The organism is Rhizobium sp. Root1203 (genome assembly GCF_001424945.1).
In the GTDB taxonomy this organism is placed as follows: domain Bacteria; phylum Pseudomonadota; class Alphaproteobacteria; order Rhizobiales; family Rhizobiaceae; genus Rhizobium.
This window is the reverse complement of the sequence record NZ_LMCW01000001.1, coordinates 68246-92672: the sequence shown is the minus strand read 5'-3', so window position 1 is coordinate 92672 and position 24427 is coordinate 68246. Positions and strand designations below refer to the sequence as shown.

The following is a 24427-nucleotide window of genomic DNA, read 5'->3' as shown; positions in this document are numbered from 1 at the left end:
TATTTTTCGGGATAGCTCCGCGTCAGCTTCAGCAGGCAATATGCGCATGCACTAATACAGAAGTGACTCACCGGAGCTGTCCATGCGAGAACTTGAAACTGTTGCTGCTGCGCCCAACGTATGTTTCGAAGCCGAACCGTTCGGCTACGTCAGGAAAGTATACGTTGATGATGAACCCTGCTGGGGCCTCTTCGATTCCGACGGCGACGTGATATTCGTCGGCGACGCCGCCATCGACTGCCACTCCTATGCAGCGAAAGAGCAAATTCGCATTCAGGTCGTGCACTAGCAACGGCGGACGGTCCTCTGCCTCCGGGGAGAGCACCGCGCCATCGTTTGGATACGACTATTCGGAGGCGCTTATCGGTAGGACTGCGCCGACGGCGTCACGGCCACTTCCTCGCCCGAAAAGACGATGAAGGCAAACAGGAGCACGCCGATGAACGTGATGATCGACGAGATAGCAACGATCGGTTCCATCGCGGCATTGCCGAGCAGCATCAGGTACAGGCTCGGCACCATCAGCACGACACCGGCGGTGTAGACATAGTACTGGATCATGGCGAGGCGGCGCTCGGCCTTGCGCGGATTGAGCGCGTGATAGCCGCCGAAAATCGCCATCGTCACCCAGCCCAGGAGATTACAGTGCGCGTGAGCGCCGATGACGCTGTGGTCTTGCGAAATCGCCATGTTCAACCCCATTCCGATCCCGACGATCAGGAACAGGATTGCCGTCTTGAAGTATAGCTGCGCAATACGTGGCATTGGAATTCCCCTCCGTTTTTCTGATCGCCAGCATTATCATCGTCCCGCAATTTTGAGAACGGAAAACATGGTATTCTACCCTACCTATACTGGGGGCATCTCGCTCGCCATCCCCAGAATACCTGCACGAAACCTCATCAGCGTTTTCTTAAACTTTGACGGCCATTGTGGTTCCTATGCCGATATGCGGAGGAATGAGATGAGAGACATCTACAGACCGTTTGTCACCGGCGACGATCCGGACCGGGAGGTGCGCTGTCGGGACGCGATGCAGTTTGCGTTCCAGGACTTTGTCGCCGCCTCGACCACTGCGGGGTGGAGCGAGCAGGAAAGCATCCAGGCGATCCTTTGCCTCGCGGAAGACCGCTTGCAGATGCTGGCGGCCAACGACGACACAGGAAGCCTACGCGACATGCGGAAGATGGCGCAAACGGCTGCGGCCTAACCTTCAGGCGGACCTGGCGAAGCGCGTATCAACCCCGTCTGCAAGGATCTGGGCCTGGATGACCGACGTATTGTGCGAGGCCATCAGAAGCAGGCACAGCGCGACGGCGCGCGGCACATCCTGCTCACCAGAGGCCCATCGGCGGCTTGTCAACTGATCGACCCCAAACAGCTTCTCTACGGCAGACGCAGTCAGCCCTAGGACCGCAAGTGCGGCTCTGTATTCCGACGCCTTCATGTGTGCTGTTCCCGGCGCGATTTACGCGCACTATTCTTTCGGTGCGGCCCACTTTAGTTTCGGATTATTTTCGAGAGTTCTCATATACGACATATAGTTGCGCAATTGCGACATAGCCCGCCGACAGGCATGCTCAGTGGACGGATGGGTCCGCGTCATCGAGAAATGTCCTGATGCCGTCGCGCTCGACAGTCGCAAGAAATTCGTCGAAGGCTTCCCGGTCGGTCGCGAAGGGTTCTTCCCACTCGATCAGGTCCTCGTCCTGCGTGATGACCTGCATCGTCCAGTCGCCGTTGGTTCCCGAAGGTCGGAATATATCGACGAGAACAGTCACGTCGTCGTCGGTGAATTCACCGGCAAATTCGGAATGTTCGAGCTTTTCCTTCTTGGGCATGTCATCTCGCTCTTTGCTAGGCATCCGGAGGAGGAACGCTCGCGTGCGCTCCATTTCATCGACAACTCAATATTCGACAAAACAGCAAAACAACCGGACTGGATGAAGGCGTTAGGAGTGGTGCCCAGACGCGGATTTGAACCACGGACACGCGGATTTTCAATCCGCTGCTCTACCAACTGAGCTATCTGGGCTAACCGACTTCGTCACAGTTCTCGCTGGGAAGAACTGCAGGGGCTTGGTTCACCCCGGAAGCGAGCGGGGTTATAGCATCTTGTTCGGCCATGGCAAGCGTCAAATGAGAGTTTTTTGACAGCGCACGGAATTTTCCAGATTCACGAGCAAAATGAATGGCTTCCCTGTGGATAAGATTGCTCAGTCATCGTCCGGGTACTGTGCCTTCGTCTCATCGTCGGCGACGGGGATGGCGTAGGAGCCCGTCAACCAGCGCGAAAGATCGACCTCGCGGCAGCGATTGGAGCAGAAGGGATAATGCTCGCGGTGCGAGGGCTTGCTGCATTCCGGGCAAGGCCGCGTCTTGCGCAGCGGCTCGACTTTGGCGCCGGTCTTCTTTTCGTCAAACATCGTCCGTCCTTCGGGATTTCTCGCCCGTCGGCCTCAGCCCTCGGGCCACCGGCTGTGGACATCGAAGCCCTCGCCGGTCAGAAGCAAAATGGTCTCATAAAGTGGCAACCCCACGACATTGGTGTAGGAACCCACCATTTTCTGCACGAAAGTGCCGGCCAGCCCCTGGATACCGTAGGCGCCGGCCTTTCCCCGCCACTGGCCCGAGGCCAGATAGTTCTCGATCTCGAACCCCGAAAGGCGCTTGAAGCGCACCTTGGTTTCGACGATCTTCTGGCGAACCTTGCGGTCCGGCGTCACCAGGCAGACCCCGGTGTAGACCCAATGGCTGCGGCCGGAGAGCAGGTGGAGCGAGGCGGATGCCTCGTCGGCGAACTCCGCCTTGCCGAGGATGCGCCGGCCGACGGCGACGACGGTGTCGGCGGCAAGGATGTAGCTGCCCTTCCACGTCATATCGCCCTTGATGGCCGCCAGGGCCGCCTCCGCCTTCTCGGTGGAGAGCCGGCGTGCGAGCGAACGTGGATGCTCCGACTTCTTCGGGATCTCGTCGATATCCATCGGCATCAGGCGCGACGGTTCGATCCCTGCCTGGTTGAGCAGATCAACGCGGCGGGGCGAACCGGAAGCCAGAATGAGCTTGTATTTGAGCGCCATGGAACCTCGGCCGGGGCAGACGGAGCGAAAGCCTTGCGGGCCTTCGGGCCAAGCCTACTTGAAACGATAGGTGATGCGGCCCTTCGTCAGGTCGTAAGGCGTCATTTCCACGAGGACCTTGTCGCCCGCCAGAACGCGGATGCGGTTCTTGCGCATGCGACCGGCAGTGTGGGCGATGATCTCGTGTTCGTTTTCGAGCTTTACGCGAAACGTCGCATTCGGCAGAAGTTCGGTGACGATACCCGGAAATTCTAGGACTTCTTCTTTAGGCATATAAGGGTTTTCTTCCTGTCGGTTGAGATGACGGCAGCGGCCGCCTCAAAATTTGCGCGGAAACTACACAATCAGGGGAGGTTTGTGAACCTCATTGATCGCGTTTCCGTTATTTGTTTCACGCCGATTGTGCGGCGATACCGTTTCTCTTGAGGAGCCGGCTCTCTATGTGATCGCTGAGAGAGTTTCGAACCTCGCGATAGCTGTGCAGAATCTGATCCCGCGTGCCTTGCGCGACCGTCGGATCCATGGTCGGCCAGTAGACCACTTCAACGGCGCTCGAGCGTGTGAGTTCGAGTGCGGCGTGGTGGGCCTGCGGAGACAGGGTGATGATGAGATCGAAATAGTCGTCTTCTAGCTCTTCCAGCGTGTGCGGATGATGGCGCCCCAGCGAAAGACCTATTTCCTCCAGCACCACATCGACAAACGGATCCCGCTCGCCGGCGCGGACGCCTGCCGAACGTATATAGGTATTCCCGGGCAAAAGGCTACGGGCAATCGCCTCGGCCATCGGGGAGCGAATGGCATTCATGCCGCACATGAAGAGGATAGCGCCCGGCCTTGCCTCCCCGCTTTTGCTTCCCGCGTCTTCCATCGTTCTCATCCACGCCAGTAGAGCACGCAGACCAGCGTGAAGAGCCTGCGGGCGGTATCGAAATCGACATCGATCTTGCCGTTCAGGCGATCCTTCAGTGTCTGCGAACCCTCGTTGTGAATACCGCGCCGGCCCATGTCGATCGCCTCGATGCGGCTCGGCGAAGCTGACCGGATCGCCTCGTAGTAGCTTTCGCAGATCATGAAGTAATCCTTCACGATGCGTCGGAATGGGGTCAGCGACAGAATGTGCGTGGCAACGGCATCGCCGACCTCCGTCGCGATGGAAAAGACCAGCTTGGCGTCGACCAGCGAAATGTTCAGCCGGTAGGGGCCGCCGGCGTGGCCGATCGGCGTGAAACTGTTTTCCTCGACGAGATCGAAGATGGCGACGGCGCGCTCATGCTCGACATCGGGCGTCGATCGGCCGATGGTGTCGTCCAGGACGACGTCGCAAAGCCGGAAGTCGCCCGTCGCCATGCCTTACCTCTCCAGATTGAGGCGGATCGCAACCGATCGCGCATGTGCGTCGAGACCTTCGGAAACGGCAAGCGCAATAGCCGCCGGACCCAGCGTGCGAAGCTGCTCCGGTCCAAGGCGCAGGATCGACGTGCGCTTGACGAAGTCGAGCACCGAGAGGCCCGACGAGAACCGCGCCGAACGCGCCGTCGGCAATATGTGGTTCGACCCGCCGACATAGTCCCCGATGACCTCGGGCGTATGTGCGCCGATGAAGATCGCACCGGCGTTGCGGATGCCGTCAAGCAGCGCATCCGGATCGGCGACGGCAAGTTCCAGATGCTCGGGCGCAATGCGGTTGGCGAGCGGAATAGCGTCCTTCAGGTTTTTCACGAGGATGATCGCGCCGAAATCGCGCCAGCTCGCCGCTGCCGTCTCGGCGCGGTTCAGCGTCTTCATCTGGCGTTCGACCGCCGCTTCTACCGACTTGGCGAACTCCGCATCGTCGGTGGCGAGGATCGCCTGCGCGCTTGCGTCATGTTCAGCCTGGGCCAGGAGATCGGCCGCGATCCAGTCCGGATTGTTGTCCTTGTCGGCGATCACAAGCACCTCCGAGGGGCCTGCGATCATGTCGATGCCGACAGTTCCGAAGACGTGGCGCTTGGCGGCGGCCACGTAGGCATTTCCGGGGCCGGTGATCTTGGCGACCGGCGCGATCGTCTCCGTGCCATAAGCAAGTGCCGCCACGGCCTGGGCACCGCCGACGCGATAGATTTCCGTCACGCCGGCAAGCTTTGCAGCAGCAAGCACCGCAGGGTTGACCTGGCCGCCTGCCGCCGGAACCACGATGACGATGCGATCGACGCCTGCGACCTTGGCCGGAACGGCATTCATCAGCACCGAGCTTGGATAGCTCGCGGTGCCGCCCGGCACGTAGAGGCCGACCGCCTCGATCGCGGTCCAGCGCGAGCCGAGGCCGACACCCAGGTCGTCTTCGTAGATATCGTCCTTCGGCAGCTGGCGGCGGTGATGCGATTCAATGCGGACGGCGGCCACCTTGAGCGCGCCGAGGACTTCGGCTGGGACGGCTTCGACGGCCGCGTCGATCTCGGCCTCGGTAACGCGCATCGGCGTCACGGCGAAATCGATCCCCTCGAACTTCTTCGAATACTCGGCCAGGGCTACATCGCCGCGGGCGCGCACGTCATCGATGATGGTGCGAACGACGGCGTTCACGTCTTCGGACACTTCGCGCTTGGTGGTCAGGAAAGCCGCGAAACGCTGTTCGAAACCTTCCGATGCCTGATCCAGCCAGATTGCCAACGCCGATACTCCTCTTGCGTACTCGATTAACCGGGACTAGGCGCCGGGATGGCGCGGCTTGGAGGCGGTTTCCCACGCGCCACCGATATCCGCAAGCTGAACTTCGATGCACTCGACATCCAGCACGATGGTCGCAGCGCCCGCAAGCGCGAGTTCGACGGTGCCTTCCGGTCCCTCGCCCTTCGGCTCGAAGCTGACGGCGAGCAGGGACAGGACGTCGTCGCGGTTCTTGCGGTCGATGCCGGAGGAACGCACGGCCAGCACGCGCTTGAAGGCGAGCGCGGTCCGGCGGCGCTCGAAGCCCTTGCGCTTCTTGCCGGCCTCTTCCCAAACGAAACGATTGGCCGCGATGGAAAACTGCGCATCGCGCGGCGACCACGCGATATCCGCGACCTTGAAGACACTATCCTGCATGTGTGCTGAAACGACGGCAAGATCTTCGCTATCAAGCGCAACAAGCTTCAGGTCGGTCATACAGGCAGCACCCCATTTGCCAAGGCATCGCCGGGGTGGCGATGCCGTCAGACAACGGACATAAGGCGCGCCGGCGCAATGCGCAACCGGGATATGCCGTGCATACCCGGGGATGCGCGGCCTTTGCTTATTCGCTGACGCGTTCGACGATCGCGCCGCAACGGGTAAGCTTCTCTTCCAGGCGTTCGAATCCACGATCGAGGTGGTAGACGCGAGACACCATCGTCTCGCCCTCGGCCGCAAGGCCGGCAATGACGAGCGATACCGAAGCACGCAAATCCGTCGCCATCACAGGCGCGCCTTTCAGGCGCGATACGCCTTCGATCTTGGCCGTCTGACCGGAGAGCGAGATCTTCGCGCCCAGCCGGGCGAGTTCCTGCACGTGCATGAAACGGTTTTCAAAGATCGTTTCGGTGACGTGCGAAATGCCTGACGACCGTGTCATCAGTGCCATGAACTGCGCCTGCAGATCGGTCGGAAAACCCGGGAAGGGGTCGGTGACGATATCGACCGGGCGGATGCCGGCGCCGTTGCGGCGAACGCGCATGCCGTTGTTGGTCGGCGAAATCTCGGCACCGGCGCGGCGAAGCGTCTCCAGCGCCGTGTCGAGCAGCGCCACATCGGTGTTCTCCAGCGTGACGTCGCCGCCGGCCATGGCGACGGCCATGGCGTAGGTGCCGGTCTCGATGCGGTCCGGCAGAACGCGGTGGCGGGCGCCGGACAGCGACGTGACGCCTTCGATGGTGATCGTGCTCGTGCCGGCACCAGAAATCTTGGCGCCCATGGCGATCAGGCAGTTGGCGAGATCGACGACCTCAGGCTCGCGGGCGGCATTGCCGATCACCGTGGTGCCGCGGGCAAGCGTTGCCGCCATCAACATGACGTGCGTGGCGCCAACGGAAATCTTCGGGAAGGTATAGCGCGCGCCGATCAGACCGCCCTTCGGCGCGGTGGCGTTGATATAACCGCTGTCGATTTCGAGGGTGGCGCCGAGTGCCGCAAGGCCGTCGAGGAACAGATCGACGGGGCGCGTTCCGATGGCGCAGCCGCCCGGCAGCGAGACCCGGCACTGGCCTTCCCGCGCGAGCAGCGGGCCGATGACCCAGAAGGAGGCGCGCATCTTCGACACCAGCTCGTAGGGAGCGGTGGTATCGACGATGGTGCGGCAGGTGAAGTGGATGGTGCGCGAGTACGCATCGTCCTGGCGTTCGCGGCGGCCGTTGACCGCCACGTCGACGCCATGATTGCCGAGAATGCGCATCAACAGCTCGACGTCGGCCAGGTGCGGCACGTTCTCGAGCGTCAGCGTATCGCTGGTGAGCAGCGAGGCGATCATCAGCGGCAGGGCGGCATTCTTGGCACCGGAAATCGGAATGATGCCATTCAGCTCATTACCGCCGACAATTCTAATACGATCCATGTGCTCTTACGGGCGAGGCCCGCCTTTCTGAAAGGCTGTCTTTTAAAAGGATGCGGGTGTTTAGACGAATTTAGAGAATGCTTCAATTCGTCGGGGACCGAACATTACGATTCGTCCATTTTTGCGGCAGGCAGCCCATTTGTCTCGTCCGCCTGGCCGGATCGGCGTGCACGCGTCTGTTGTTTGCGGCGCGAGAGATTTTCCCGAAGTTTTTCGGCAGCCCGGTCGCGGCGCAGTTTCGCCTGGCGCTCGATCTCGGCTTTGCGCGTTGTCTGCGCTTTTTCAGTGTCTTCGTTCATGCCGCAGGCTTACCCGAATTTGCGTGGATTCAAAAGCGCCATCGTCTTATTCTATGCGAAGATGGAAATTGCGGCTTGCGCTTGCCATGAAGCTGTGGCAATAGCCCCCCCGTTCACGCAATGCAGCCGGTTCGGTTGCGCGTCTGGTCCTCGCTGCCGTAGCTCAGTGGTAGAGCACACCCTTGGTAAGGGTGAGGTCGGTGGTTCAATCCCACTCGGCAGCACCAGTTTTCCTCAACGTCACGACAGCCGAACGTAAGAGCACCCCGTGGTGCTGGCGGTATTTTGAACCGCCGCATGACCGTCAGCTCTACGCCGCAGGCAATTGCGGTGTCCCCGATTTCCGGATAGAGCAATCGTCGTTGGCACCGTCCTTCTTGTTGAACACTGAAGCGCTTCGCATCGACAGCACCGTCTGAGATGCGCCTGCGTCTTCTCAGATGGAGATTGTGCGATGAATGAGATCGCTGATCACGGTGTCCGTTTCGGACGAATTGCCGCCATGCTTCCCGTCAAGGACATGAGCAAGGCCTATGATTTCTACGTGAACGTTCTCGGATTCCAGAAAACGTTCGAAAACGGGAACCCCGTCGGCTTTATGATCTTGAAGCGTGACGCCGGCGAATTGCATCTGACTCTGCAAAAAAATCACAAGGCGGCAGATTTCAACGTTGCTCACCTGCTGGTGGACGACGTCGATGCTCTTCATGCGCGTTGCAAACAAAGCGGGATGCGGATCATCAAGAGCCTTCAGGACAAGGACTATGGCCTGCGCGCATTCGTCTTCGAAGACCCGGATGGGAACCGCATCGATGTTGGGCAAGTGATCTAAGTACTGCCTGCGGGCCCGGCAGGATACCAATCAGGCCGGGTTCGCCGATTGCCTCGGAAGCACGTCGTTCTCGACCGCATATCGTCCCGGCGAGGAGAAAACAGGCGATGAATGGCGGTGACCTCAGCGTTTCGATTTGCCCGATTGTCGTCCGGCCATACGTCCCGGCGGATTGCGAGGCGACGATAGACATCTTTCTCCGGGCGATCCGCGAGGTTGCCTCGAAGGACTATAGTCAGGCCGAGGTCGATGCCTGGGCTCAGGTGGACGACAGGGAGGAATGGGCACAGCGCAGATCGAGCAGGCCGACCTGGATCGCCGAGCGCAATGGGGTGGCCGTCGGTTTTTCCGACCTGGAGCCCGACGGTCATTTGGACATGATGTTTGTGCATCCGGATTATCAGGGCATCGGTGCGGCCAGCCTCCTGCTGGCAACGGTCGAAGCGGCAGCGACGGCACGGGGCCTGAGCCGCGTCTTTACCGAAGCGAGCCTGACGGCCAGGCCTTTCTTCGAACGCAGGGGGTTCGCTGTTCTCGTCCGGCAAACGGTGGAAAAACGCGGCCGGACGTTGACGAACTTCCGAATGGAAAAAATCATCCCATAAGCGGCCCGCGCTGAAAGCAAGGATGCCGTCGCGGGCATTGACTTCGTCCGATAAGGGGAACATAGTGTGAACAAATTAGGATGAATACCATGTCGATGTCTGAAAAGTTCATCATCTTGCCCTACAAGAAGAACCGCGGGAATATCGTTCCCGGCGAGATGCGGCAGGCGTCGAATGCGGTCAGTGCGGAGAAGATCGCGCTGTCGATGGCGGCTCGCTTCGTCGGTGTTGCTGCCTATGCGGTCATGGTCGACGAGGAAAGCGGCGACATGACTTCCCCGCGCCTGCTTGCCCAACACGGTGAAATCGCCGATCTCAACCCGGCCTGACATCCGATCCCATTGCTTCCGGAAGGTGCTGCCATGCCTGCAGAGGAAAATTCCGTGCGCTCGCAGCAGGGCGAACCGGACGACGTGCTCAGCCGGCAAATCGAAGCAGCGCTCGCCTGGCACGACGACGACCCGCGGGCCACGATTGCCACCCTGCTTGAAGACATCCGGTATCTGCGACAGCAACTCGCACTTGCAGAAGGCACGATGAGCCGCGGCATGACCCGCGGATGGGTGCCCAGTTTCGAGAGATTCATCCAGCAGGCCTCAGGGCTGCCGCGCAACGGTCAACAGACAGAAAACGTTCAATATCAATGCGTCCGTTCATAGCCCTCGAAATGACTGCGGCATGAACGGCGCCAACAGGCCCCGTTCATTCGGCGCGGTGTAGCTTTGAAACAATCGCCTCTCGGGGGCGTTGTATCGGGGCTAACGAACGGAGACTTTGCATGAGAAAGCTGATTACCGCCGCCATCGTCGCCATTTCATCGCTGACAGCGACGGCGATGCCATCCTTTGCCGAAAGCTTCACCGTTACCGTGGGGAACCCCGGCTACGACAGATATCGTCATGATAACCGCCGCCCGATTTACGGCTATCCCGACAGAGCCCATCCGCGTGCCTGGGACCGCCGCCATCCTGTGCGGTACGATTGCCGCACCAAGACCATCAGATACCAGAGTCACGGCCGCGTCGTAACGAAAACGACCCGCGTATGCGATTGACGACCCCATCGCTTGCGCACCTGATCCGGCCCGGACGCGATCCGGGGCCGGGTCAGGCGCAAGGAGCCCGATTCCCCCCCACTCCCACCTTCGGATGCTCGGCGCTTTTCCCGTTTGCGGGTTTCTAAATTATAGCTAAAATACACTTGCACTGTTCGCGGGGGAGCGATCGGAGCGCTATGCAAGTTTTTGGCGTAAACAATGGAGGAGTGCGCCGATGGCCAGCGAAAAATGGAATGATCCGATCCATGTGGGCTTTGAAACCGCCGAGGCTCGCACGGTTCTAGGTCCGTTCGATGCGCTGACGTGCCTGACCGAACTTTGGCCCAGCGTGCGGGGCCTGCAGTATCTAAAGGCGAGAAGCACCTGCCGCGCAGCTCTTGACGGCCGCAAAAGCCTTGAAGAAGCGCGCGCCGAGTTCGTGGCCGCCGCCGAGGAAGCAAAACTCCGCGTCCATTGAGCGCAATCGGATCGGCCGTCCCGCAGCTTTCCTGGTTGGCAGCTTGTGCTGACCCGCCGTTTTCGTCTGAACTGTATCAAAACAACGCGATAGTTTATTTTTGCTTAACCCTCGCCGGAGCTTGTCGTGGGGCCTGGAAAAAAGACATTGTCATGCAAGCCTGCACCTCAATAGAACATCGTCAGCCATCATGATGATGGTCAGAGGCTCGTCACCCTCTGCTTCGAAACAAGCAGACGAGCCTCGTCGGATTCCTTAGAGAACCAAATACTTACCGGTGCCAAGGCGTTGTGGGACCCTGGCCTCCCCGGCCAGCCGCGGACAAATCCGGCGCATGTCGGAGCGACCACATGGTGAACGATATCTGAACAGACCTCAACAGCCCGATGCCGCACTTTCCACTTCCACGTAACCGACGCCGATAATTGTGCCGTCGAGTGTGCGGATAAACGAGGGAACGTAGTGCGCACCCGGCGGTACACAGGAGACGGCACCAGCATATTCCGCCAACGCGACATCGTCATGCGAGAGTGCGGAATAATTGCTGGTGAACTCCAGCGAAGCCGAAGCAGGCAGGGCAAACGCTCCAGTGGCCAGGGCGAAAGCTGGCATTCCAATTCGAAGAAAGCGGTTCATTCCCTTCTCCCGTTCTTATTTTAAGTGATAACTAATATATACCAAGTTTAGTTCCGCCTGCCCGTTACCTCTTTCGCATAGTTTGGGTAGCTCAAGGTCTGGGTAGGGAGTAGGCGCGTCACCGGACTGACGTAGGGGACCTTATGTCCGCACCCGGCCAGCCTCTGCGAACGGGCTCATCGACGCAGCATCCTGGCCTGAACATGGCCCTTTCCCACCACGTCCTCCGCGATATCGGTGGCGCGCGCTATATCGTCCCGGGCGCGGACGAAGCCTTCCAGCACGACATAGGAACCAAGGATGGTGACGGTAATCTCGGTGGAATCGAGATCCGGCGCCGCGCTCAACGCGCTTTCCACCGAAGCCCGTGTCGACGCCAGACTATGACCGATGCCGCAGCAATCACCATGATCGTCCGACGTCTGGAATCGCAGCACCATTTTCGCCTCCGAGCGTATTTCTATACTTCCTAACGCTTCGGGCTTCGATTTCGTTGCAGTGGACTGCTTTATAGTTGCGATATTTTTCTTCGGTCAGTCGCGCCCTATTGGCCCATGACTCGCATCGCGCCATATAAACAACCGATGTGGTTTGGATGGTCACGATGAAAGCCTTGATATCGGCGGTTCTGGGAGCCGTATTTCTTGCGGGCTGCACGACTGTCGATTCCGAGGTCCACCCCATTCCCGGCAGCATCACCTACGGCGGGCAGCCGCGCACCAAGCTGACCAAGTCTCCGCCGGGCAGCGTCATCAAAAACTCATTCTACAATTCGAGCGGAACCAAGGTGCTGGAGACCTACGTTCTGCAGCCGGACCGGACCCTGAAGCTCACCCGACGCGAGGTCATTCCAGACTTCCCGCTGTAGGTCCGCCAGACGGGCTGCGGAAATCGCCGGCTAGATCAATTCCGCGTTTCTTCGAATCGCGAGAACGCTCTATCTTTTTGTTTTTGCCCAATTTCCGGACGCAAAACCGCTACGAACCTTTGCTGGAATTGCTCTAAAGGGCGAGCGGTGGTTCGGGCTGCTGGAAATAGGCATCGATCGAGGACTGATCGACCGCCTCGAGCGTCGCAGGCATCCATTTCGGATTGCGGTCCTTGTCGATGACGGCCGCCCTGATGCCCTCGTAAAAATCGGCACTCTTCAGGATCTGCAGGCAGGCGCCGAACTCCCGGCGCAGGCACTCGCCCAAACTTCTGCTCTGCTTGCCCTCGCGCAACAGCCGCAATGCCAGCGTCAGGCTGGTTGGTGAGCGCGTTTGCAGGGCACGCAGCGTCTCGAGGGCAAACTCCGAGCCTTCGCCATGAAGAGCCGCGAGTATCTCGCCGACATTGCTGGACCGAAACGTACGCTGAATCATGTCGCGGTTCTTCCCGAGCGGCCCTTTCCCCGGATCGCTGGAGAGATTGATCAGGACGGCGTCGACGTCGCGGTGACTTGCTCCGCGCGAAAGCCCGGCAAGCGTATCCACCAGTTCCGGCAGCTGAAAAGCAGACATATAGGCATCGGCGAGGCCGGCGTAGATGACATCGGCTGCTCCTACTTCCAGGCCCGTCAATCCTATCCAGGCACCTATTTCGCCGGGAGCGCGTGGCAACAGCCAGGTTGCGCCAACATCGGGGAAATAGCCGATGCCCGTTTCAGGCATGGCAAATCTGGTGCGTTCCGTCACAACGCGATGGCGGCCATGGGACGACAACCCGACGCCACCGCCCATCGTGATCCCGTCCATAAGCACGACATAGGGCTTCGGATAAGTCGCAATGCGGTGGTTGAGACGGAATTCCTCGCGCCAGAAATTCTCCGCGGCCGGGGTGCCGTCACGGCCGCTTTCATGCAGCGCGCGAATATCGCCGCCGGCACAGAAAGCCCGCTCACCCTCGCCTGCCATAACGACCGTCGCAACGTCTGCATCCGTGGAGAATCGATCCAGTGCTTCCGCGATCGACTGGACCATGCCCAGCGTCAAACTGTTCAACGCCCGCGGCCGGTTCAGGCGAACAATGCCGGCAGAGCCGCGACGCTCCAATATCACGTCGTCGACTTTGTCGTGCATTTCCGTCTCCTTGTTGCGTTTGTCGTCGGTCGTGACGATTCCTTGCCCAAGAACTTATCGCGTTCGTCCGTATAGTCGATGGCCGCCGCTGGAGGAAGCCACCGCATCCCGGTGAAGGGCGGCTTTTCGCGCGATTGATGATTGGCGGCAGGGTCAGAAAGACGCTGCTGCCAACACGCGATGAATACTCTGCAGGTCCTCGACATTCCGGTTCATCAGGAACAGCTCCCAATCAAGCGCACTGCGAACGATCGTCTCAAGGGAATCGTGCTTCGGTGCCCAATCGAGCAGGCGGTGCGCCAGTGTCGCATCGGCGACGACGCTCGCGGTATCGCCGGGACGCCTCGGCGCCATGTGTATCTTGAACGAATGCCCATGCAGTCGGGTCACCATGTTGAGCACATCGAGCACGGAGTAGCCGGTGCCGTATCCGCAGTTTGCAACCAGCGACCCGCGCCCCTGGCGCAGATGCTGCAAGGCTCTCAGGTGCGCCGCGGCAAGATCGGTGACATGGATGTAATCGCGCACGCCGGTACCGTCTGGCGTCGGATAGTCTATTCCGTAGACGTTGACGCTGTCACGCTTGCCCAGCGCTGCCTCGCAGGCAACCTTGATCAGATGCGTGGCACCCGAGGTCGATTGCCCGGTACGGCCTTCGGGGTCGGCGCCGGCCACATTGAAGTATCGCAACGCCACATAATTGAAGTCATAGGCGGCAGCGGCGTCGCGGAGCATGAACTCGGTCATCAGCTTCGACTGGCCGTAGGGGTTTTCCGGATTGAGCGACGCATCTTCCCTGACCGGATCGGAGGTCTTCTGCGGCCCGTAAACGGCGGCCGTCGACGAAAAGACGAAGTGACGGATGCCGGCATCGATGGCCGCGCTCATCAGCGCGCGCGTCTTTCCGGAATTGTTGTCGTAGTAGGAAAGCGGATCGGAAACCGAGGCCGGCACGACGGCCGAACCGGCAAAGTGGATGATGGCCTCGATGTCGTTTTCGATGAAAACGGTCTTCAGCACGTCCGCGTCGGCGACGTCGCCAAGGTAGAAGCGCGCGCGAGGCGCGACGGACCATCGAAAGCCGGTGGAAAGACGATCCAGAACGACGACATCCTCGCCGGCATCGAGCAGCGTCCACACCATGTGGCTACCGACATAGCCGGCTCCGCCAGTGACCAAAATTGCCATATGCCCGCATTCCCCCGTCATCTCACGGGGACATGTGACGGTGTTTTCCTTTCTGAATTTCTTATCGGGGGCCGGTCCGAAGGACTCCGGCCCGGTATGTTTGGAAACGTGGTTAGATGCCGGTTTCGCACTTCGGTACAATTTTACCGACGCGTCATTCCGGGCGGAAAATTCCGCCCGGTACTTGACGTTCCGAACCTGCAGGGAGGGCACCACGCCAAACATCTCGGGCCGTCGTTTGGTTCGATCAATGGGCCAGCATCTCTTCGACGATCTGCATTCCGTTCAGGTCCGAAGGGTAGTAGGTCGGCCAATTGCTAACCTCGTTCAGGAGCGCGGCGCGGTCATTACCCCAGTAGAGGTGGTAGTGGTCCGCCTTTTCGGGGGCGACGATGTGGTCGCTGAACTGGATGAACTGCGGGGCCGCTTCATCGCCGGCAGCCTTCCTGAAGATGAAACGGACACCCCGATTGCCCTTCTTGTAGGTCAGGATTTCGTAGCCATCAGCTTCGTAGTTGCCGTTCACCGCCTCTTTGCCGCGGAAAAACGTGACCTTCATTCCCTTGATGAGGATGCGGTCTACGTCGGTCTTATATCCCGTGTCATAATAGGCGCGATATTCTGCGGCGCCCTTGTCACCGTGCTTTGCCTTGTCCGCCATGACCGGGTTCAGCGTTCCGTCGACAAGATAAGGATAGACGGATTGCCAACTACCTTCCCAGTCCGACAGAAGGCGCGCCTTTACCTGCTCATCGTCGAAATACCCGTCAGTTACGGATCCCTTTTTATCATGGGAATGGCTGTGGGCTCGATTGTGCCCGGATGACGTCTGCGCGCCTGCCGCTTCCGCAAATACCAGCGCGGAGCACACGGACAGTGCATAGCCAAGTGTTCTGATCACCTTGTTCATTCCCTGAATTCCTTTCGATTTTCCGACCCGAATCGTGCTGGATTTTTGTTATGTAATAACGTTACACACGCCAAATAACCTGCTTTCGCAACTGGCGCAAGAGTTAGGTGATGTGATGTTTCGCACCGCGCGATCAGGTGACCTTTGACTGCTTCCAAAGGCGCCTCGATCCGAGCGGAGACCGTCATAAAGCCAGACGGCGCGAGCAATCATGTCGGTTGGAAAACGGTGGCGCCGGTCGATCGGCTCGGAGAGCAGGTCATGTCCTACCCGATCTTCGGCGAGACACCCAACGCACGGGGCATTCCCTCTCGGCGCAAGGCGTCAGTCGGGCATGCCTATGGATGTTCCTTCGGCGCGACCCTGGAAAACTGTAGCTCCAGTCTTCCATATTCGCTCCAGAGGGGCAGACCCCTGAAAGCTCGCGTCTAAAGCTTGAGGACGTAGTCGCAAAGCCGATCTGCGGCGATCTTGATCTGCGCCGGATCGCGCAGGAAACAAGCGCGCAGAAACAGGTCGCCACCGGGGCCGAATGCCGCCCCGGGGGCAAGACCGACACCTGTCTTGTCGACGATGTCGATTGCTGCCTTGCGGCTGTCGGTCACGCCGTCGATCTTCAGGAACGCATAGAGCGCACCATCCGGCTTGAGGGTCTCGACGCGGTTCGTTGCGATCAGAGCATCGCAGAGAATGTCGCGAGAGCGCCGTGCCTTGTCGATGTTGGCCTGAACGAAGGCGTCGCCGTCGTTCAGCGCCGCAACCGCGCCCTTCTGCATGAATTGGGCAACGCCCGACGTCGAATACTGGATGAGGTTTTCAAGCACCTGGCCGGTCTGCGGCGGCGCCACGATCCAGCCGACGCGCCAACCGGTCATCGACCAGTTCTTCGAGAATGAATTGACGAACATCACCTTGTCCTCGGCATCCGTCACATCGAGGAACGAGGGCGCACGGCCGCCGGGATAATAGTAGCGGGCATAGATCTCGTCCGCCATGATCCAGACATCGTGCTTGCGGGCCAGCGCGAGAATGGCGGCAAGATCCTGTTTCGTCGCGGTCCAGCCCGTCGGGTTGGATGGCGTGTTGATGAACAGAGCCCTGGTCTTCGGCGTGATCGCCGCTTCGACACGTTCGAGATCGATCGCCCACTTGCCGCCCTCGAACTCCAGCTGCACGCCGACCGAGCGTGCGCCTGCGATCTCGAGTGCAGCGGCGATGTTGGGCCATGCCGGCGTCAGATACACGAGTTCGTCGCCGGGCGAGGTCATCGCCTGCACGGCAATCTGAATCGCCTGCATGCCCGATCCCGTGACGAAGAAGTGATCGACCGGCAGGCTGACTCCGAAATGTCGCGTGTAGTAGTGCGACAGTGCCTGGCGAAGTTCGGGAATGCCCCGCTGGTAGGTATAGAACGTTTCGCCGGCAGCCAGCGCGTCCATCGCCGCCCTGTTGACGAAATCGGGGCTAGGCAGATCGCCCTCACCTACCCAAAGAGGCAGGAGACCTTCGCGGCCGCGGGCATAATTGACGACTTCGACGATCCCGCTTTCAGGCGCAGACACGGCGCGCGGGCTGAGGCTATTCACGATCGACATGCATCACTCCGGTTTTCGCCTTCATAAATCAAATATGAGGCCAAATCCCATGACAATCGGTGATGCAACAGCGATTTCCGTGATGGATGAGCCCGGCCACGCCAGCCGGGCTCATCATATCGATCAGACTGCAGGGCGCTTGGCCAGCAGATCGCGAATTTCCGTGAGAAGAGCGACGTCCGCCGGCGTTGCAACCTCTTCCGGAGCAGCCTTCTTTTGCTTTTCCACCTGCTTCTGAAGGGTGTTTACGCCCTTGACCATCAGGAAGATGATCCAGGCAAGGATCATGAAGTTGATCAGGACTGTGATGAAGCTGCCGTAGGCGAGGACCGCACCCTGCTGGCGGGCAGCCGCCAGGGTCGGCGCATTGACGTTGGACGACAGACCGATGAAATAGTTCGAAAAGTCAAAGCCGCCGAAGATGGCACCGACGATCGGCATGATGATGTCGTCGACCAGGGACCTGACGATTCCGCCGAAGGCACCGCCGATGATCACACCGACGGCAAGGTCCATGACATTGCCGCGGGCAATAAACGCTTTGAACTCGTTGAGCATCCGATCTGTCTCCCTCTGATGCAATCCTGCTGACAGGCCATTGTTTTTATTAGCTACATCTTCGATGCAATTATTCAATTGCAAATTACAGATTTTCGCCTATCTCGCGTCTCTTTGACTTAAGGCCTAGATGCCGGCCAATTTCCAAAGTGCTGCAATTGCCGTAGTCTTCAAACCGTCCGGAGAGCTGCCGCGCAGGTGCCGGAGGAGGGTCAATGCTGCCAGGCTGGGTCATAGTCACATCCGCGTTCGGCTACTTGCTGCTGCTTTTTGCCGTGGCAAGCCATGGTGATAGCCGGCGCAGGCGCTTCGGCGTGCCGAAAAACGGCCGGCCGGCAGTCTATGCGCTGAGCCTTGCCATCTACTGCACGTCATGGACCTATTTTGGCGGCGTCGGGCTCGCCTCACAGCGCGGTCTCGAGTTCACCGGCATCTATATCGGCCCGATCCTCGTCTTCACGCTCGGGATGCCTGTCCTTCGGCGGATCATCGAGCTTGCCAAGGCCGAGAAGCTCACCTCGGTTGCCGATTTCATCTCGGCGCGCTACGGCAAGAACTCGGCGGTCGGCACGATCGTCGCCCTGATTTCGCTTGTCGGCGCCATTCCCTACATCGCGTTGCAGCTTAAATCGGTGTCGAGCACCGTGACTGCGATGCTCAATCCATCCGACTACGGCATCGGGAGCGGCAATCTCCACTTCCTCGACCTTCCGCTGCTCGTCACGCTTGTGCTTGCCTGTTTCGCGATCATGTTCGGCACCCGGCACACCGATGCGACCGAGCATCAGGACGGCCTGATCCTGGCCGTGGCCATGGAATCCGTGGTCAAGCTGTTCGCCTTTCTGACGGCGGGCGTCTGCGTCGTCTGGCTGTTGTTCGACGGACCGGCCGATCTCTGGCAGAAGGCGTCGAACAACGCACTGGTGCATTCGGCCCTGAACTACCAGACGCCGATCAGCCGGTGGATCACGCTCACGCTGCTTTCCGCCTTCGCGATCATCATGCTGCCGCGGCAATTCCATGTGACCGTGGTGGAAAACAGGACCTCGAAGGAACTTCGCCTGGCGGGCCTGCTGTTCCCGCTCTATCTCGTCGCGATCAATATCTTCGTGCTGCCGATGGCGATCGCCGGACTGCTCACGTTCGGCGGCAACGGCAATGCCGACCTCTACATGCTGTCCCTTCCGATCGCCGGCCAGATGCCTGTCGTCTCGCTGATCACGTTCATCGGCGGCTTTTCCGCCGCGACGGCAATGGTGATCGTCGCTTCCGTGGCACTCTCCATCATGGTGTCCAACGATATCGTCATGCCGATCTTTCTGCACCGCAAGCTCGCGGGGCGGACGGGACAACGGGAGGACTTTGCCAAGACACTTCTCAATATCCGGCGTAGCGCGATCTTCGCAGTGTTGCTGCTCGGCTATGCCTACTATCGCTCGACCGACAGCACCACCGGCCTTGCCTCGATCGGGCTGCTCTCCTTCGCCGCCATCGCCCAGATGGCGCCGTCGCTCTTCGGCGGCCTGATCTGGCGGCGGGCAAATGCGCGCGGCGCAATCCTCGGCCTTACCTCGGGTTTCGTGATCTGGATCTACCTGCTGTTCCTGCCCTCGCTCGGCGGCCCCGACTACTCCTCGGTTGCGAGCGGCGTGCTCGGCTTCATCTTTCCCGGCACGACCGTCTTCACAGCACCCGGTGCCGACCCGCTGGTCAATGCAACGCTGATGAGCCTGCTCGTCAACACCGCTTTCTTCATCATTGGCTCGGTGACCCGCAATGCACGGCCGCTCGAGCGCATCCAGGCAGGCATCTTCGTCAAGCGGCAATCCAGATCGCAATTTGCAACCAAGGGCTGGAAGACCAGGATCAGCGTCGGGGATCTGAAGGCGACCATCTCGCGCTACCTTGGCGACGAGCGGATGGAGCGGTCGTTCCAGACCTACCAGCAGAACTCCGGGCGAAAACTGGAGGACGAGCAGCCGGCGGACATGGCGCTCATCCATTTCACCGAGCAGCTGCTCGGCAGCGCCATCGGCTCGTCATCGGCACGTCTCGTCCTGTCGTTGATCCTGCAGAAAGTCGAGGATGCCTCGGCCGACACCGCATGGCTGCTCGACCAGGCGAGCGAAGCCCTGCAGTATAATCAGGACATGCTGCAGACCGCCCTTTCGCAGATGGATCAGGGGATCGCCGTCTTCGACAGCTCGAACCACCTGACGATCTGGAATCGCCGCTTCCGGCAACTGCTCGATCTGCCCGAAACCGCGGGCCAGGTGGGCTTCCCGCTGTCGGAGATCGTTGCCATTCTAAGCCAGCGAGGCGATGTTGCCGTCAGCGACGTCAGTCAGACCGTCCGGCATTTTCTCACCCTCGACAAGCCTTTCGCACTGGTTCTCGGCGGTGGGGAGCGCATCATCGAAGTTCGCTCCAACGCCATGCCGGACAAGGGCATTGTCGCGACTTTCACCGATATCACCCAGCGCGTCGCTGCCGACCGTGCACTGAAGCAAGCCAACGAAACACTGGAACAGCGTGTGGCCGAGCGAACGGCCGAGCTTACCCGCGTCAACCACGAACTCGTCGAGGCGCGCGCCGTCGCCGACGAGGCCAACGTCGGCAAGACCCGCTTCTTCGCGGCCGCGGGACACGATATCCTGCAGCCGCTCAATGCCGCACGGCTGTATTCCTCCGCGCTGGTGGAACGGATGGGACAGTCGGAAAGCAGTGCCATCGTCCGCAACATCGATTCGGCGCTGGAATCCGTCGAGAGCATTCTCGGCGCGGTGCTCGACCTCTCGCGGCTGGATACGGGCGCCATGCGCCCTCGCCTCGCTTCCGTCGCGCTTGCCGATCTGCTCGAGCGGATCCAGACGGATTTTGCGCCGATCGCTCGGGAAAAGAACCTGAAGCTCGTGGTCATGCCGACCTCTCTCAGGGTTCGCTCCGACCCCAACCTTCTGCGCCGTCTCGTCCAGAACCTCGTGTCCAACGCCATCAAGTATACGATCACCGGCAAGGTTCTGATCGGCGCGCGGCGGCGCGGCAATCAGGTTGTGATCCAGGTCATGGATTCCGGCATCGGCATCCCGCCCTCGAAATTCAAGACCGTATTCAAGGAGTTCGCGCGGCTCGACGAAGGCGCCAGGACAGCATCCGGGCTTGGCCTCGGGCTCTCCATCGTCGACCGCATAGCGCGCGTGCTCAGTCACTCCGTCGAGCTGCACTCTACCCACGGAAAGGGCACGGATTTCCGGATCGTGATGCCGCGCGACGCTTCGCGGCAGGCCGGTGTCGCAACGCCCGCCACCCCGGCGGACCGGCCGGGGCAAAATCTCAAGGGGCTGAAGATCCTCTGTGTCGACAATGAACCGCATATTCTCGACGGGATGCAATTGCTGATCGGCGGCTGGGGCTGCGATGTTCAATCCGCGGATTCGCTTGCCGCAATAGCCGGTCTCGACAGCCGCCAGCGAGCGCCCGACCTGATCATTGCCGACTACCATCTCGGCGACGGGACAGGTGTCGCGGCAATCCTTGCCGCGCGCGAGCAGTTTGCGTCGTATATACCCGGGCTGATCGTCACTGCAGACCGCACGCCGGAGGTTCGCGCCGAGGCGGAGCGTCACGCGATCGGCATCCAGCACAAACCCGTGCGGCCTGCCGCACTTCGGGCCCACATCATCCAGGTTTCCGCGCAGAAGCGAGCGGCGGCAGAGTAGCGACGCTTTCTCCGCTCATGACGCCGGCCACAAGATCGCGCACGTAGTCTCCAGTCGGTTCGTCGCCGAAGAGGATACGGTATATGATCGGCGCCACGACGCGATCGACCACGGCGTCGACGGGCGGGAAGTTCTCGCCCCGGCTTTGCGCCCGCTTGCCGATCAGCTCGATCTGCTGCCGGGTAAATGCGTAACACATGCAGGCATTCGCGTTGTCCTGCGCGGCAAGCACGTCCCGGATCATCTCGCGACCGATGCCCGACGACATCTCCTCGGCGTACTGGTCGGCCCACGCTTCAAGGTCGTCCCTGCCGCTGCCGGTATCGACCGGCTGCATGTCGGGGCGCAGACGCTCCACGGCGACGTCGGCCAGCAGTTCCTGAAGATCGCCCCATCGGCGATAGATCGTGGAAGGGGTCACGCCGGCTTCGGCCGCGATCAGCGGGATCGTCACTTCCGCGCGTTCCATCGACTTCAGCAGCGCCTGAGCGGCCTTGTGCACCGATGCCTGGACCCTGGCGCTACGCCCGCCCGGGCGAAGATTCTCTTTTGCCGCCATTGCGGAAACCTGACCTTTTCTTCCGTGCGCGCCATGGATCAAAATCTTTGACCCATCTGTTAACGCAAATTATTTGCTTTTATTTTGCATGGCGCCTACATGGACTAACGCAATGACTTAGCTTTAAGAGGCTTATATATGTTCGGCGGCCACGAATCCATAGAGACGAAGCCAAATCCCATCCGCTTCCACGCCGTGACGCTCGCGACCTTCTTCGGGGCGTCGGCAGCACCGACGCCCCTCTATCGGATCTATCAGGAATATTTCGCCGTTTCCCCGGTCCTGATCACGGTCATCTTCGCGGTCTATGCGTTCGCGCTGCTCTGCGCACTGCTGGTTGCCGGCTCGATCTCCGACCATCTTGGGCGCAGGCCGGTGATCTTCGCTGCGCTGATCCTGGAGATCGTCGCCATGGGACTGTTCGTGGTTGCAAGCGGACCAAGCTGGCTGATCGCCGCGCGGATCGTGCAAGGTCTGGCGACCGGCATTGCCGGCGCCTCCATCGGGGCGGCACTTGTCGATGTCGACCGCGCGAAGGGACAGCTCGTCAACTCCATCGCGCCGCTTTCAGGCATGGCGGTCGGCGCGATCGGCACCAGCGCACTGATCCAGTACGGCCCGTTTCCACTGCATCTCGTCTATGCGATCCTGCTGGTTGCCTTCATCGTCCAGGCTGCTGCAATCTGGGCCACAGGCGAAACAGGCGGAACTCGGCCGGGCGTGTGGGGGTCGCTGAAGCCGCGCGTTGCAATACCGCCGCAGGTGAGGCGCTCACTCTCCCTGGTGACGCCGATCAACATTGCAAACTGGACGCTGGGCGGTTTCTATCTCTCGCTGGTGCCCTCCCTTGTGGTGAGCACCACGGGGAACCACGCACCCCTCACGGGCGGCTCGGTGGTCACCGCGCTTATGGTGGCAGGCGCCACCGCCGTCTATCTCAGGCGCAGCAAGTCCGCGATGGCAAACCTCGGCTTTGGAACGCTCGCGACGACGCTCGGCATCCTGACGGTCGTCGCCGGCGTCCATCTCGGCAGCGTGCCGCTGCTCCTGGCGGGCACCGTTCTGACCGGCGCCGGATTCGGCACCAACTTCCTCGGATCCATCGGGACGATCATGCCGCTGGCCAAGGCCGACGAGAGGGCTGAGCTTCTCTCCGCCTTCTACATCCAGAGCTATCTCGCGTTCAGCCTGCCGGCGATCGTTGCAGGTTTCCTGGCGAAATCGCTCGGCTACCAGCTGACCACCGATATCTACGCAACGGCGATCATTCTTGTCACCGTCGCCGGCTTGTTCGGCCTTCGCGCCGAGAGGGCGAAGGCGGTGCGACTGGCGGCCTGAGGGCTACAGGTAGCTCGTTACCGCCGGTTCGTTCCACCAGTTGTCGTGGCGTCCGTCCATGTAGCGGACGGGCAGCGCGGCCAGCTCCTCCGGGGAAATGTCGTCGAGGCAGGCTATGTTGATCGAGACGTAATCGCCACCGATCGCTTCAATATGCCCGTGGCCGTAGGCGTGCAGACCGCACGTCCTGCAGAAGCGATGGTGTCCGCTCATCGACGCAAACTGATAATCGCCGGCTGCGGCTTCCTCGCAGAGCAGCCGGAAGTCGCCCGGCTTGACGTTGGCGCCCCAATATCGGGTCTTGGCGCAGACCGAGCAATTGCAGCGGCCGGTCCCGGCCTGGAGGTCGACTTCGACCTCGTATCGAACATTCCCGCAATGGCAGCTGCCCCTGTAGGTCTTTTTCATCACGTTCTCCTCTTGCGCACGCCTTCGGATTTGACAATATGTTGTCATGGCCGAATACGTACAAAATGGACAACATGTTGTCAAACAGAATCGCCCGAACCGAACCTCGGAGGGCGATGCCCTCTCTCTGTTCGCAATTACCGCACTTCGGCTTGCCGGCCACCTGACTGCGGCCGGCGATCACCTCGCACGGCCGGCGGGTCAAACCAGCGCGCGCTGGCAGATCCTTGCGGCGGCTCGCACCGGCGAACTCTCCGTTGCTCAGATCGCGCGCGCACTGGGCGTCGCCCGGCAGGGCATCCAGCGACTTGCCGATACGCTGCAACGCGAAGGGTTCATTGCCTATGCCGACAATCCGCAGCACCAGCGCGCCAAGCTCGTACGGCTCAGCGAAGAAGGTGCCTTGCGCTTATCGGCGATCGAGGCCGCGCAGGCGACATGGGCGAATCGGCTTGGAGCCGCGTTCAGCAAAGCCGAACTCGACGACGCGCGGGAGACCATGATGAAAGTGATGATGGCGCTCGAGTCCGACCCGTCCGCCTGATGACGCTGGCCCCACTGCGGCCGCGACGGCTCGAAAAGG

The 24427-nt window shown here is 60.5% G+C and carries 33 protein-coding genes and 2 tRNA genes; 13 read left to right on the top strand and 22 right to left on the bottom strand.

The window, feature by feature from the left end:
• Window positions 1–82: 82 nt before the first annotated feature.
• The gene (locus ASC97_RS00520) at window positions 83–289 is read left to right on the top strand and encodes a hypothetical protein (RefSeq protein WP_057466407.1); all 207 of its coding nucleotides are present in this window, start codon (window positions 83–85) and stop codon (window positions 287–289) included.
• Window positions 290–360: 71 nt separating this feature from the next.
• Here ASC97_RS00520 and ASC97_RS00515 read toward each other — a convergent pair whose 3' ends face one another.
• Window positions 361–765, bottom strand: coding sequence for a hypothetical protein (locus ASC97_RS00515; protein ID WP_057466406.1), 405 nt, complete (start codon window positions 763–765; stop codon window positions 361–363).
• 199 nt (window positions 766–964) lie between these two features.
• Here ASC97_RS00515 and ASC97_RS00510 point away from each other — a divergent pair, with 199 nt between their 5' ends.
• Window positions 965–1210 (top strand): hypothetical protein, encoded by a 246-nt coding sequence (locus ASC97_RS00510; protein ID WP_057466954.1) that lies wholly within the window; start codon window positions 965–967, stop codon window positions 1208–1210.
• A gap of 3 nt (window positions 1211–1213) precedes the next feature.
• On the opposite strand, the gene ASC97_RS00505 is transcribed toward ASC97_RS00510, so the two are convergent.
• From ASC97_RS00505 to ASC97_RS00450, 12 genes are all read right to left on the bottom strand, one after another.
• Window positions 1214–1447, bottom strand: coding sequence for a hypothetical protein (locus ASC97_RS00505; protein WP_057466405.1), 234 nt, complete (start codon window positions 1445–1447; stop codon window positions 1214–1216).
• Between the two features lie 133 nt (window positions 1448–1580).
• Entirely contained in the window at window positions 1581–1841 is a 261-nt protein-coding gene (locus ASC97_RS00500; protein ID WP_057466404.1) for a hypothetical protein, read from the bottom strand.
• A gap of 118 nt (window positions 1842–1959) precedes the next feature.
• Window positions 1960–2035 (bottom strand) — tRNA-Phe (locus tag ASC97_RS00495).
• A gap of 181 nt (window positions 2036–2216) precedes the next feature.
• Window positions 2217–2426: a DNA gyrase inhibitor YacG gene (yacG, locus tag ASC97_RS00490; protein ID WP_057466403.1), complete on the bottom strand. Its 210-nt coding sequence runs from the start codon at window positions 2424–2426 to the stop codon at window positions 2217–2219.
• A gap of 33 nt (window positions 2427–2459) precedes the next feature.
• The gene (locus ASC97_RS00485) at window positions 2460–3080 is read right to left on the bottom strand and encodes a Maf-like protein (RefSeq protein ID WP_057466402.1); all 621 of its coding nucleotides are present in this window, start codon (window positions 3078–3080) and stop codon (window positions 2460–2462) included.
• A gap of 54 nt (window positions 3081–3134) precedes the next feature.
• Window positions 3135–3353 carry a translation initiation factor IF-1 gene (gene infA, locus ASC97_RS00480; protein WP_003545338.1) on the bottom strand — a complete coding sequence of 73 codons (219 nt, stop codon included), beginning with the start codon at window positions 3351–3353 and terminating at the stop codon, window positions 3135–3137.
• Between the two features lie 118 nt (window positions 3354–3471).
• A complete protein-coding gene (locus ASC97_RS00475) occupies window positions 3472–3957 on the bottom strand; it encodes an arsenate-mycothiol transferase ArsC (RefSeq protein WP_443216721.1) in 486 nt (161 codons plus the stop codon).
• Window positions 3954–4427 (bottom strand): UPF0262 family protein, encoded by a 474-nt coding sequence (locus ASC97_RS00470; RefSeq protein ID WP_057466400.1) that lies wholly within the window; start codon window positions 4425–4427, stop codon window positions 3954–3956. The genes ASC97_RS00475 and ASC97_RS00470 overlap by 4 nt, the downstream gene beginning before the upstream one ends.
• 3 nt (window positions 4428–4430) lie before the next feature.
• Window positions 4431–5729 (bottom strand): histidinol dehydrogenase, encoded by a 1299-nt coding sequence (hisD, locus tag ASC97_RS00465; RefSeq protein ID WP_057466399.1) that lies wholly within the window; start codon window positions 5727–5729, stop codon window positions 4431–4433.
• 36 nt (window positions 5730–5765) lie between these two features.
• Complete coding sequence (locus tag ASC97_RS00460) at window positions 5766–6203, bottom strand: DUF2948 family protein (protein ID WP_057466398.1); 438 nt, start codon at window positions 6201–6203, stop codon at window positions 5766–5768.
• 127 nt (window positions 6204–6330) lie between these two features.
• Window positions 6331–7623: a UDP-N-acetylglucosamine 1-carboxyvinyltransferase gene (gene murA / locus ASC97_RS00455; RefSeq protein WP_057466397.1), complete on the bottom strand. Its 1293-nt coding sequence runs from the start codon at window positions 7621–7623 to the stop codon at window positions 6331–6333.
• A 104-nt stretch (window positions 7624–7727) separates the two neighbouring features.
• On the bottom strand, window positions 7728–7922 hold the full coding sequence (locus ASC97_RS00450; RefSeq protein WP_057466396.1) for a hypothetical protein: 195 nt from the start codon (window positions 7920–7922) through the stop codon (window positions 7728–7730).
• Between the two features lie 152 nt (window positions 7923–8074).
• On the opposite strand from ASC97_RS00450, the gene ASC97_RS00445 reads away from it, so the two are divergent.
• The 7 genes from ASC97_RS00445 (at window position 8075) to ASC97_RS00415 (ending at window position 10873) form a co-directional block, all read left to right on the top strand.
• Window positions 8075–8149: transfer RNA gene (locus ASC97_RS00445), tRNA-Thr, on the top strand.
• Window positions 8150–8376: 227 nt separating this feature from the next.
• Complete coding sequence (locus tag ASC97_RS00440; RefSeq protein ID WP_057466395.1) at window positions 8377–8754, top strand: glyoxalase superfamily protein; 378 nt, start codon at window positions 8377–8379, stop codon at window positions 8752–8754.
• Between the two features lie 107 nt (window positions 8755–8861).
• A complete protein-coding gene (locus ASC97_RS00435; protein WP_057466394.1) occupies window positions 8862–9359 on the top strand; it encodes a GNAT family N-acetyltransferase in 498 nt (165 codons plus the stop codon).
• Window positions 9360–9448: 89 nt separating this feature from the next.
• Window positions 9449–9688 (top strand): hypothetical protein, encoded by a 240-nt coding sequence (locus ASC97_RS00430; RefSeq protein WP_057466953.1) that lies wholly within the window; start codon window positions 9449–9451, stop codon window positions 9686–9688.
• Between the two features lie 33 nt (window positions 9689–9721).
• On the top strand, window positions 9722–10018 hold the full coding sequence (locus tag ASC97_RS00425) for a hypothetical protein (protein ID WP_113001227.1): 297 nt from the start codon (window positions 9722–9724) through the stop codon (window positions 10016–10018).
• A gap of 119 nt (window positions 10019–10137) precedes the next feature.
• Window positions 10138–10413, top strand: a complete 276-nt coding sequence (locus tag ASC97_RS00420; RefSeq protein ID WP_057466393.1) for a hypothetical protein — start codon at window positions 10138–10140, stop codon at window positions 10411–10413.
• A gap of 217 nt (window positions 10414–10630) precedes the next feature.
• A complete protein-coding gene (locus tag ASC97_RS00415; protein WP_057466392.1) occupies window positions 10631–10873 on the top strand; it encodes a DUF982 domain-containing protein in 243 nt (80 codons plus the stop codon).
• Window positions 10874–11248: 375 nt separating this feature from the next.
• Here the strand turns inward: ASC97_RS00415 and ASC97_RS00410 are convergent, their stop codons facing one another.
• Both ASC97_RS00410 and ASC97_RS00405 read right to left on the bottom strand, forming a co-directional pair.
• A complete protein-coding gene (locus ASC97_RS00410; protein WP_057466391.1) occupies window positions 11249–11509 on the bottom strand; it encodes a hypothetical protein in 261 nt (86 codons plus the stop codon).
• Between the two features lie 176 nt (window positions 11510–11685).
• Window positions 11686–11949, bottom strand: coding sequence for a BON domain-containing protein (locus ASC97_RS00405; RefSeq protein WP_057466390.1), 264 nt, complete (start codon window positions 11947–11949; stop codon window positions 11686–11688).
• Between the two features lie 155 nt (window positions 11950–12104).
• On the opposite strand from ASC97_RS00405, the gene ASC97_RS00400 reads away from it, so the two are divergent.
• Complete coding sequence (locus tag ASC97_RS00400; protein WP_443216720.1) at window positions 12105–12377, top strand: hypothetical protein; 273 nt, start codon at window positions 12105–12107, stop codon at window positions 12375–12377.
• A gap of 133 nt (window positions 12378–12510) precedes the next feature.
• On the opposite strand, the gene ASC97_RS00395 is transcribed toward ASC97_RS00400, so the two are convergent.
• The 5 genes from ASC97_RS00395 to mscL form a co-directional block, all read right to left on the bottom strand.
• On the bottom strand, window positions 12511–13569 hold the full coding sequence (locus ASC97_RS00395) for an enoyl-CoA hydratase/isomerase family protein (RefSeq protein ID WP_057466388.1): 1059 nt from the start codon (window positions 13567–13569) through the stop codon (window positions 12511–12513).
• Window positions 13570–13722: 153 nt separating this feature from the next.
• Window positions 13723–14757: a UDP-glucose 4-epimerase GalE gene (gene galE, locus ASC97_RS00390; protein WP_057466387.1), complete on the bottom strand. Its 1035-nt coding sequence runs from the start codon at window positions 14755–14757 to the stop codon at window positions 13723–13725.
• 247 nt (window positions 14758–15004) lie between these two features.
• A complete protein-coding gene (locus tag ASC97_RS00385) occupies window positions 15005–15667 on the bottom strand; it encodes a ZinT family metal-binding protein (RefSeq protein WP_057466386.1) in 663 nt (220 codons plus the stop codon).
• A 428-nt stretch (window positions 15668–16095) separates the two neighbouring features.
• Window positions 16096–17262: a pyridoxal phosphate-dependent aminotransferase gene (locus tag ASC97_RS00380; RefSeq protein ID WP_057466385.1), complete on the bottom strand. Its 1167-nt coding sequence runs from the start codon at window positions 17260–17262 to the stop codon at window positions 16096–16098.
• A 123-nt stretch (window positions 17263–17385) separates the two neighbouring features.
• Complete coding sequence (gene mscL, locus ASC97_RS00375) at window positions 17386–17820, bottom strand: large conductance mechanosensitive channel protein MscL (protein WP_057466384.1); 435 nt, start codon at window positions 17818–17820, stop codon at window positions 17386–17388.
• A gap of 215 nt (window positions 17821–18035) precedes the next feature.
• On the opposite strand from mscL, the gene ASC97_RS00370 reads away from it, so the two are divergent.
• Window positions 18036–21539, top strand: coding sequence for a PAS domain-containing hybrid sensor histidine kinase/response regulator (locus tag ASC97_RS00370; protein WP_057466383.1), 3504 nt, complete (start codon window positions 18036–18038; stop codon window positions 21537–21539).
• On the opposite strand, the gene ASC97_RS00365 is transcribed toward ASC97_RS00370, so the two are convergent.
• On the bottom strand, window positions 21499–22098 hold the full coding sequence (locus ASC97_RS00365; RefSeq protein ID WP_057466382.1) for a TetR/AcrR family transcriptional regulator: 600 nt from the start codon (window positions 22096–22098) through the stop codon (window positions 21499–21501). The two genes, ASC97_RS00370 and ASC97_RS00365, sit on opposite strands and share 41 nt — an antisense overlap.
• 138 nt (window positions 22099–22236) lie before the next feature.
• On the opposite strand from ASC97_RS00365, the gene ASC97_RS00360 reads away from it, so the two are divergent.
• Entirely contained in the window at window positions 22237–23436 is a 1200-nt protein-coding gene (locus ASC97_RS00360) for an MFS transporter (RefSeq protein ID WP_057466381.1), read from the top strand.
• Window positions 23437–23439: 3 nt separating this feature from the next.
• On the opposite strand, the gene ASC97_RS00355 is transcribed toward ASC97_RS00360, so the two are convergent.
• A complete protein-coding gene (locus ASC97_RS00355; protein ID WP_057466380.1) occupies window positions 23440–23844 on the bottom strand; it encodes a GFA family protein in 405 nt (134 codons plus the stop codon).
• A gap of 46 nt (window positions 23845–23890) precedes the next feature.
• On the opposite strand from ASC97_RS00355, the gene ASC97_RS00350 reads away from it, so the two are divergent.
• The gene (locus ASC97_RS00350; protein ID WP_057466379.1) at window positions 23891–24388 is read left to right on the top strand and encodes a MarR family winged helix-turn-helix transcriptional regulator; all 498 of its coding nucleotides are present in this window, start codon (window positions 23891–23893) and stop codon (window positions 24386–24388) included.
• The last annotated feature ends 39 nt before the right edge of the window (window positions 24389–24427 follow it).

Coding starts and splice junctions, on each gene's coding strand:
- ASC97_RS00520 (WP_057466407.1), top strand. CDS start 83: ATGCGAGAACTTGAAACTGTTGCTGCTGCGCCCAACGTATGTTTCGAA.
- ASC97_RS00515 (WP_057466406.1), bottom strand. CDS start 765: ATGCCACGTATTGCGCAGCTATACTTCAAGACGGCAATCCTGTTCCTG.
- ASC97_RS00510 (WP_057466954.1), top strand. CDS start 965: ATGAGAGACATCTACAGACCGTTTGTCACCGGCGACGATCCGGACCGG.
- ASC97_RS00505 (WP_057466405.1), bottom strand. CDS start 1,447: ATGAAGGCGTCGGAATACAGAGCCGCACTTGCGGTCCTAGGGCTGACT.
- ASC97_RS00500 (WP_057466404.1), bottom strand. CDS start 1,841: ATGCCCAAGAAGGAAAAGCTCGAACATTCCGAATTTGCCGGTGAATTC.
- yacG (WP_057466403.1), bottom strand. CDS start 2,426: ATGTTTGACGAAAAGAAGACCGGCGCCAAAGTCGAGCCGCTGCGCAAG.
- ASC97_RS00485 (WP_057466402.1), bottom strand. CDS start 3,080: ATGGCGCTCAAATACAAGCTCATTCTGGCTTCCGGTTCGCCCCGCCGC.
- infA (WP_003545338.1), bottom strand. CDS start 3,353: ATGCCTAAAGAAGAAGTCCTAGAATTTCCGGGTATCGTCACCGAACTT.
- ASC97_RS00475 (WP_443216721.1), bottom strand. CDS start 3,957: ATGAGAACGATGGAAGACGCGGGAAGCAAAAGCGGGGAGGCAAGGCCG.
- ASC97_RS00470 (WP_057466400.1), bottom strand. CDS start 4,427: ATGGCGACGGGCGACTTCCGGCTTTGCGACGTCGTCCTGGACGACACC.
- ASC97_RS00460 (WP_057466398.1), bottom strand. CDS start 6,203: ATGACCGACCTGAAGCTTGTTGCGCTTGATAGCGAAGATCTTGCCGTC.
- murA (WP_057466397.1), bottom strand. CDS start 7,623: ATGGATCGTATTAGAATTGTCGGCGGTAATGAGCTGAATGGCATCATT.
- ASC97_RS00450 (WP_057466396.1), bottom strand. CDS start 7,922: ATGAACGAAGACACTGAAAAAGCGCAGACAACGCGCAAAGCCGAGATC.
- ASC97_RS00440 (WP_057466395.1), top strand. CDS start 8,377: ATGAATGAGATCGCTGATCACGGTGTCCGTTTCGGACGAATTGCCGCC.
- ASC97_RS00435 (WP_057466394.1), top strand. CDS start 8,862: ATGAATGGCGGTGACCTCAGCGTTTCGATTTGCCCGATTGTCGTCCGG.
- ASC97_RS00430 (WP_057466953.1), top strand. CDS start 9,449: ATGTCGATGTCTGAAAAGTTCATCATCTTGCCCTACAAGAAGAACCGC.
- ASC97_RS00425 (WP_113001227.1), top strand. CDS start 9,722: ATGCCTGCAGAGGAAAATTCCGTGCGCTCGCAGCAGGGCGAACCGGAC.
- ASC97_RS00420 (WP_057466393.1), top strand. CDS start 10,138: ATGAGAAAGCTGATTACCGCCGCCATCGTCGCCATTTCATCGCTGACA.
- ASC97_RS00415 (WP_057466392.1), top strand. CDS start 10,631: ATGGCCAGCGAAAAATGGAATGATCCGATCCATGTGGGCTTTGAAACC.
- ASC97_RS00410 (WP_057466391.1), bottom strand. CDS start 11,509: ATGAACCGCTTTCTTCGAATTGGAATGCCAGCTTTCGCCCTGGCCACT.
- ASC97_RS00405 (WP_057466390.1), bottom strand. CDS start 11,949: ATGGTGCTGCGATTCCAGACGTCGGACGATCATGGTGATTGCTGCGGC.
- ASC97_RS00400 (WP_443216720.1), top strand. CDS start 12,105: ATGGTCACGATGAAAGCCTTGATATCGGCGGTTCTGGGAGCCGTATTT.
- ASC97_RS00395 (WP_057466388.1), bottom strand. CDS start 13,569: ATGCACGACAAAGTCGACGACGTGATATTGGAGCGTCGCGGCTCTGCC.
- galE (WP_057466387.1), bottom strand. CDS start 14,757: ATGGCAATTTTGGTCACTGGCGGAGCCGGCTATGTCGGTAGCCACATG.
- ASC97_RS00385 (WP_057466386.1), bottom strand. CDS start 15,667: ATGAACAAGGTGATCAGAACACTTGGCTATGCACTGTCCGTGTGCTCC.
- ASC97_RS00380 (WP_057466385.1), bottom strand. CDS start 17,262: ATGTCGATCGTGAATAGCCTCAGCCCGCGCGCCGTGTCTGCGCCTGAA.
- mscL (WP_057466384.1), bottom strand. CDS start 17,820: ATGCTCAACGAGTTCAAAGCGTTTATTGCCCGCGGCAATGTCATGGAC.
- ASC97_RS00370 (WP_057466383.1), top strand. CDS start 18,036: ATGCTGCCAGGCTGGGTCATAGTCACATCCGCGTTCGGCTACTTGCTG.
- ASC97_RS00365 (WP_057466382.1), bottom strand. CDS start 22,098: ATGGCGGCAAAAGAGAATCTTCGCCCGGGCGGGCGTAGCGCCAGGGTC.
- ASC97_RS00360 (WP_057466381.1), top strand. CDS start 22,237: ATGTTCGGCGGCCACGAATCCATAGAGACGAAGCCAAATCCCATCCGC.
- ASC97_RS00355 (WP_057466380.1), bottom strand. CDS start 23,844: ATGAAAAAGACCTACAGGGGCAGCTGCCATTGCGGGAATGTTCGATAC.
- ASC97_RS00350 (WP_057466379.1), top strand. CDS start 23,891: ATGGCCGAATACGTACAAAATGGACAACATGTTGTCAAACAGAATCGC.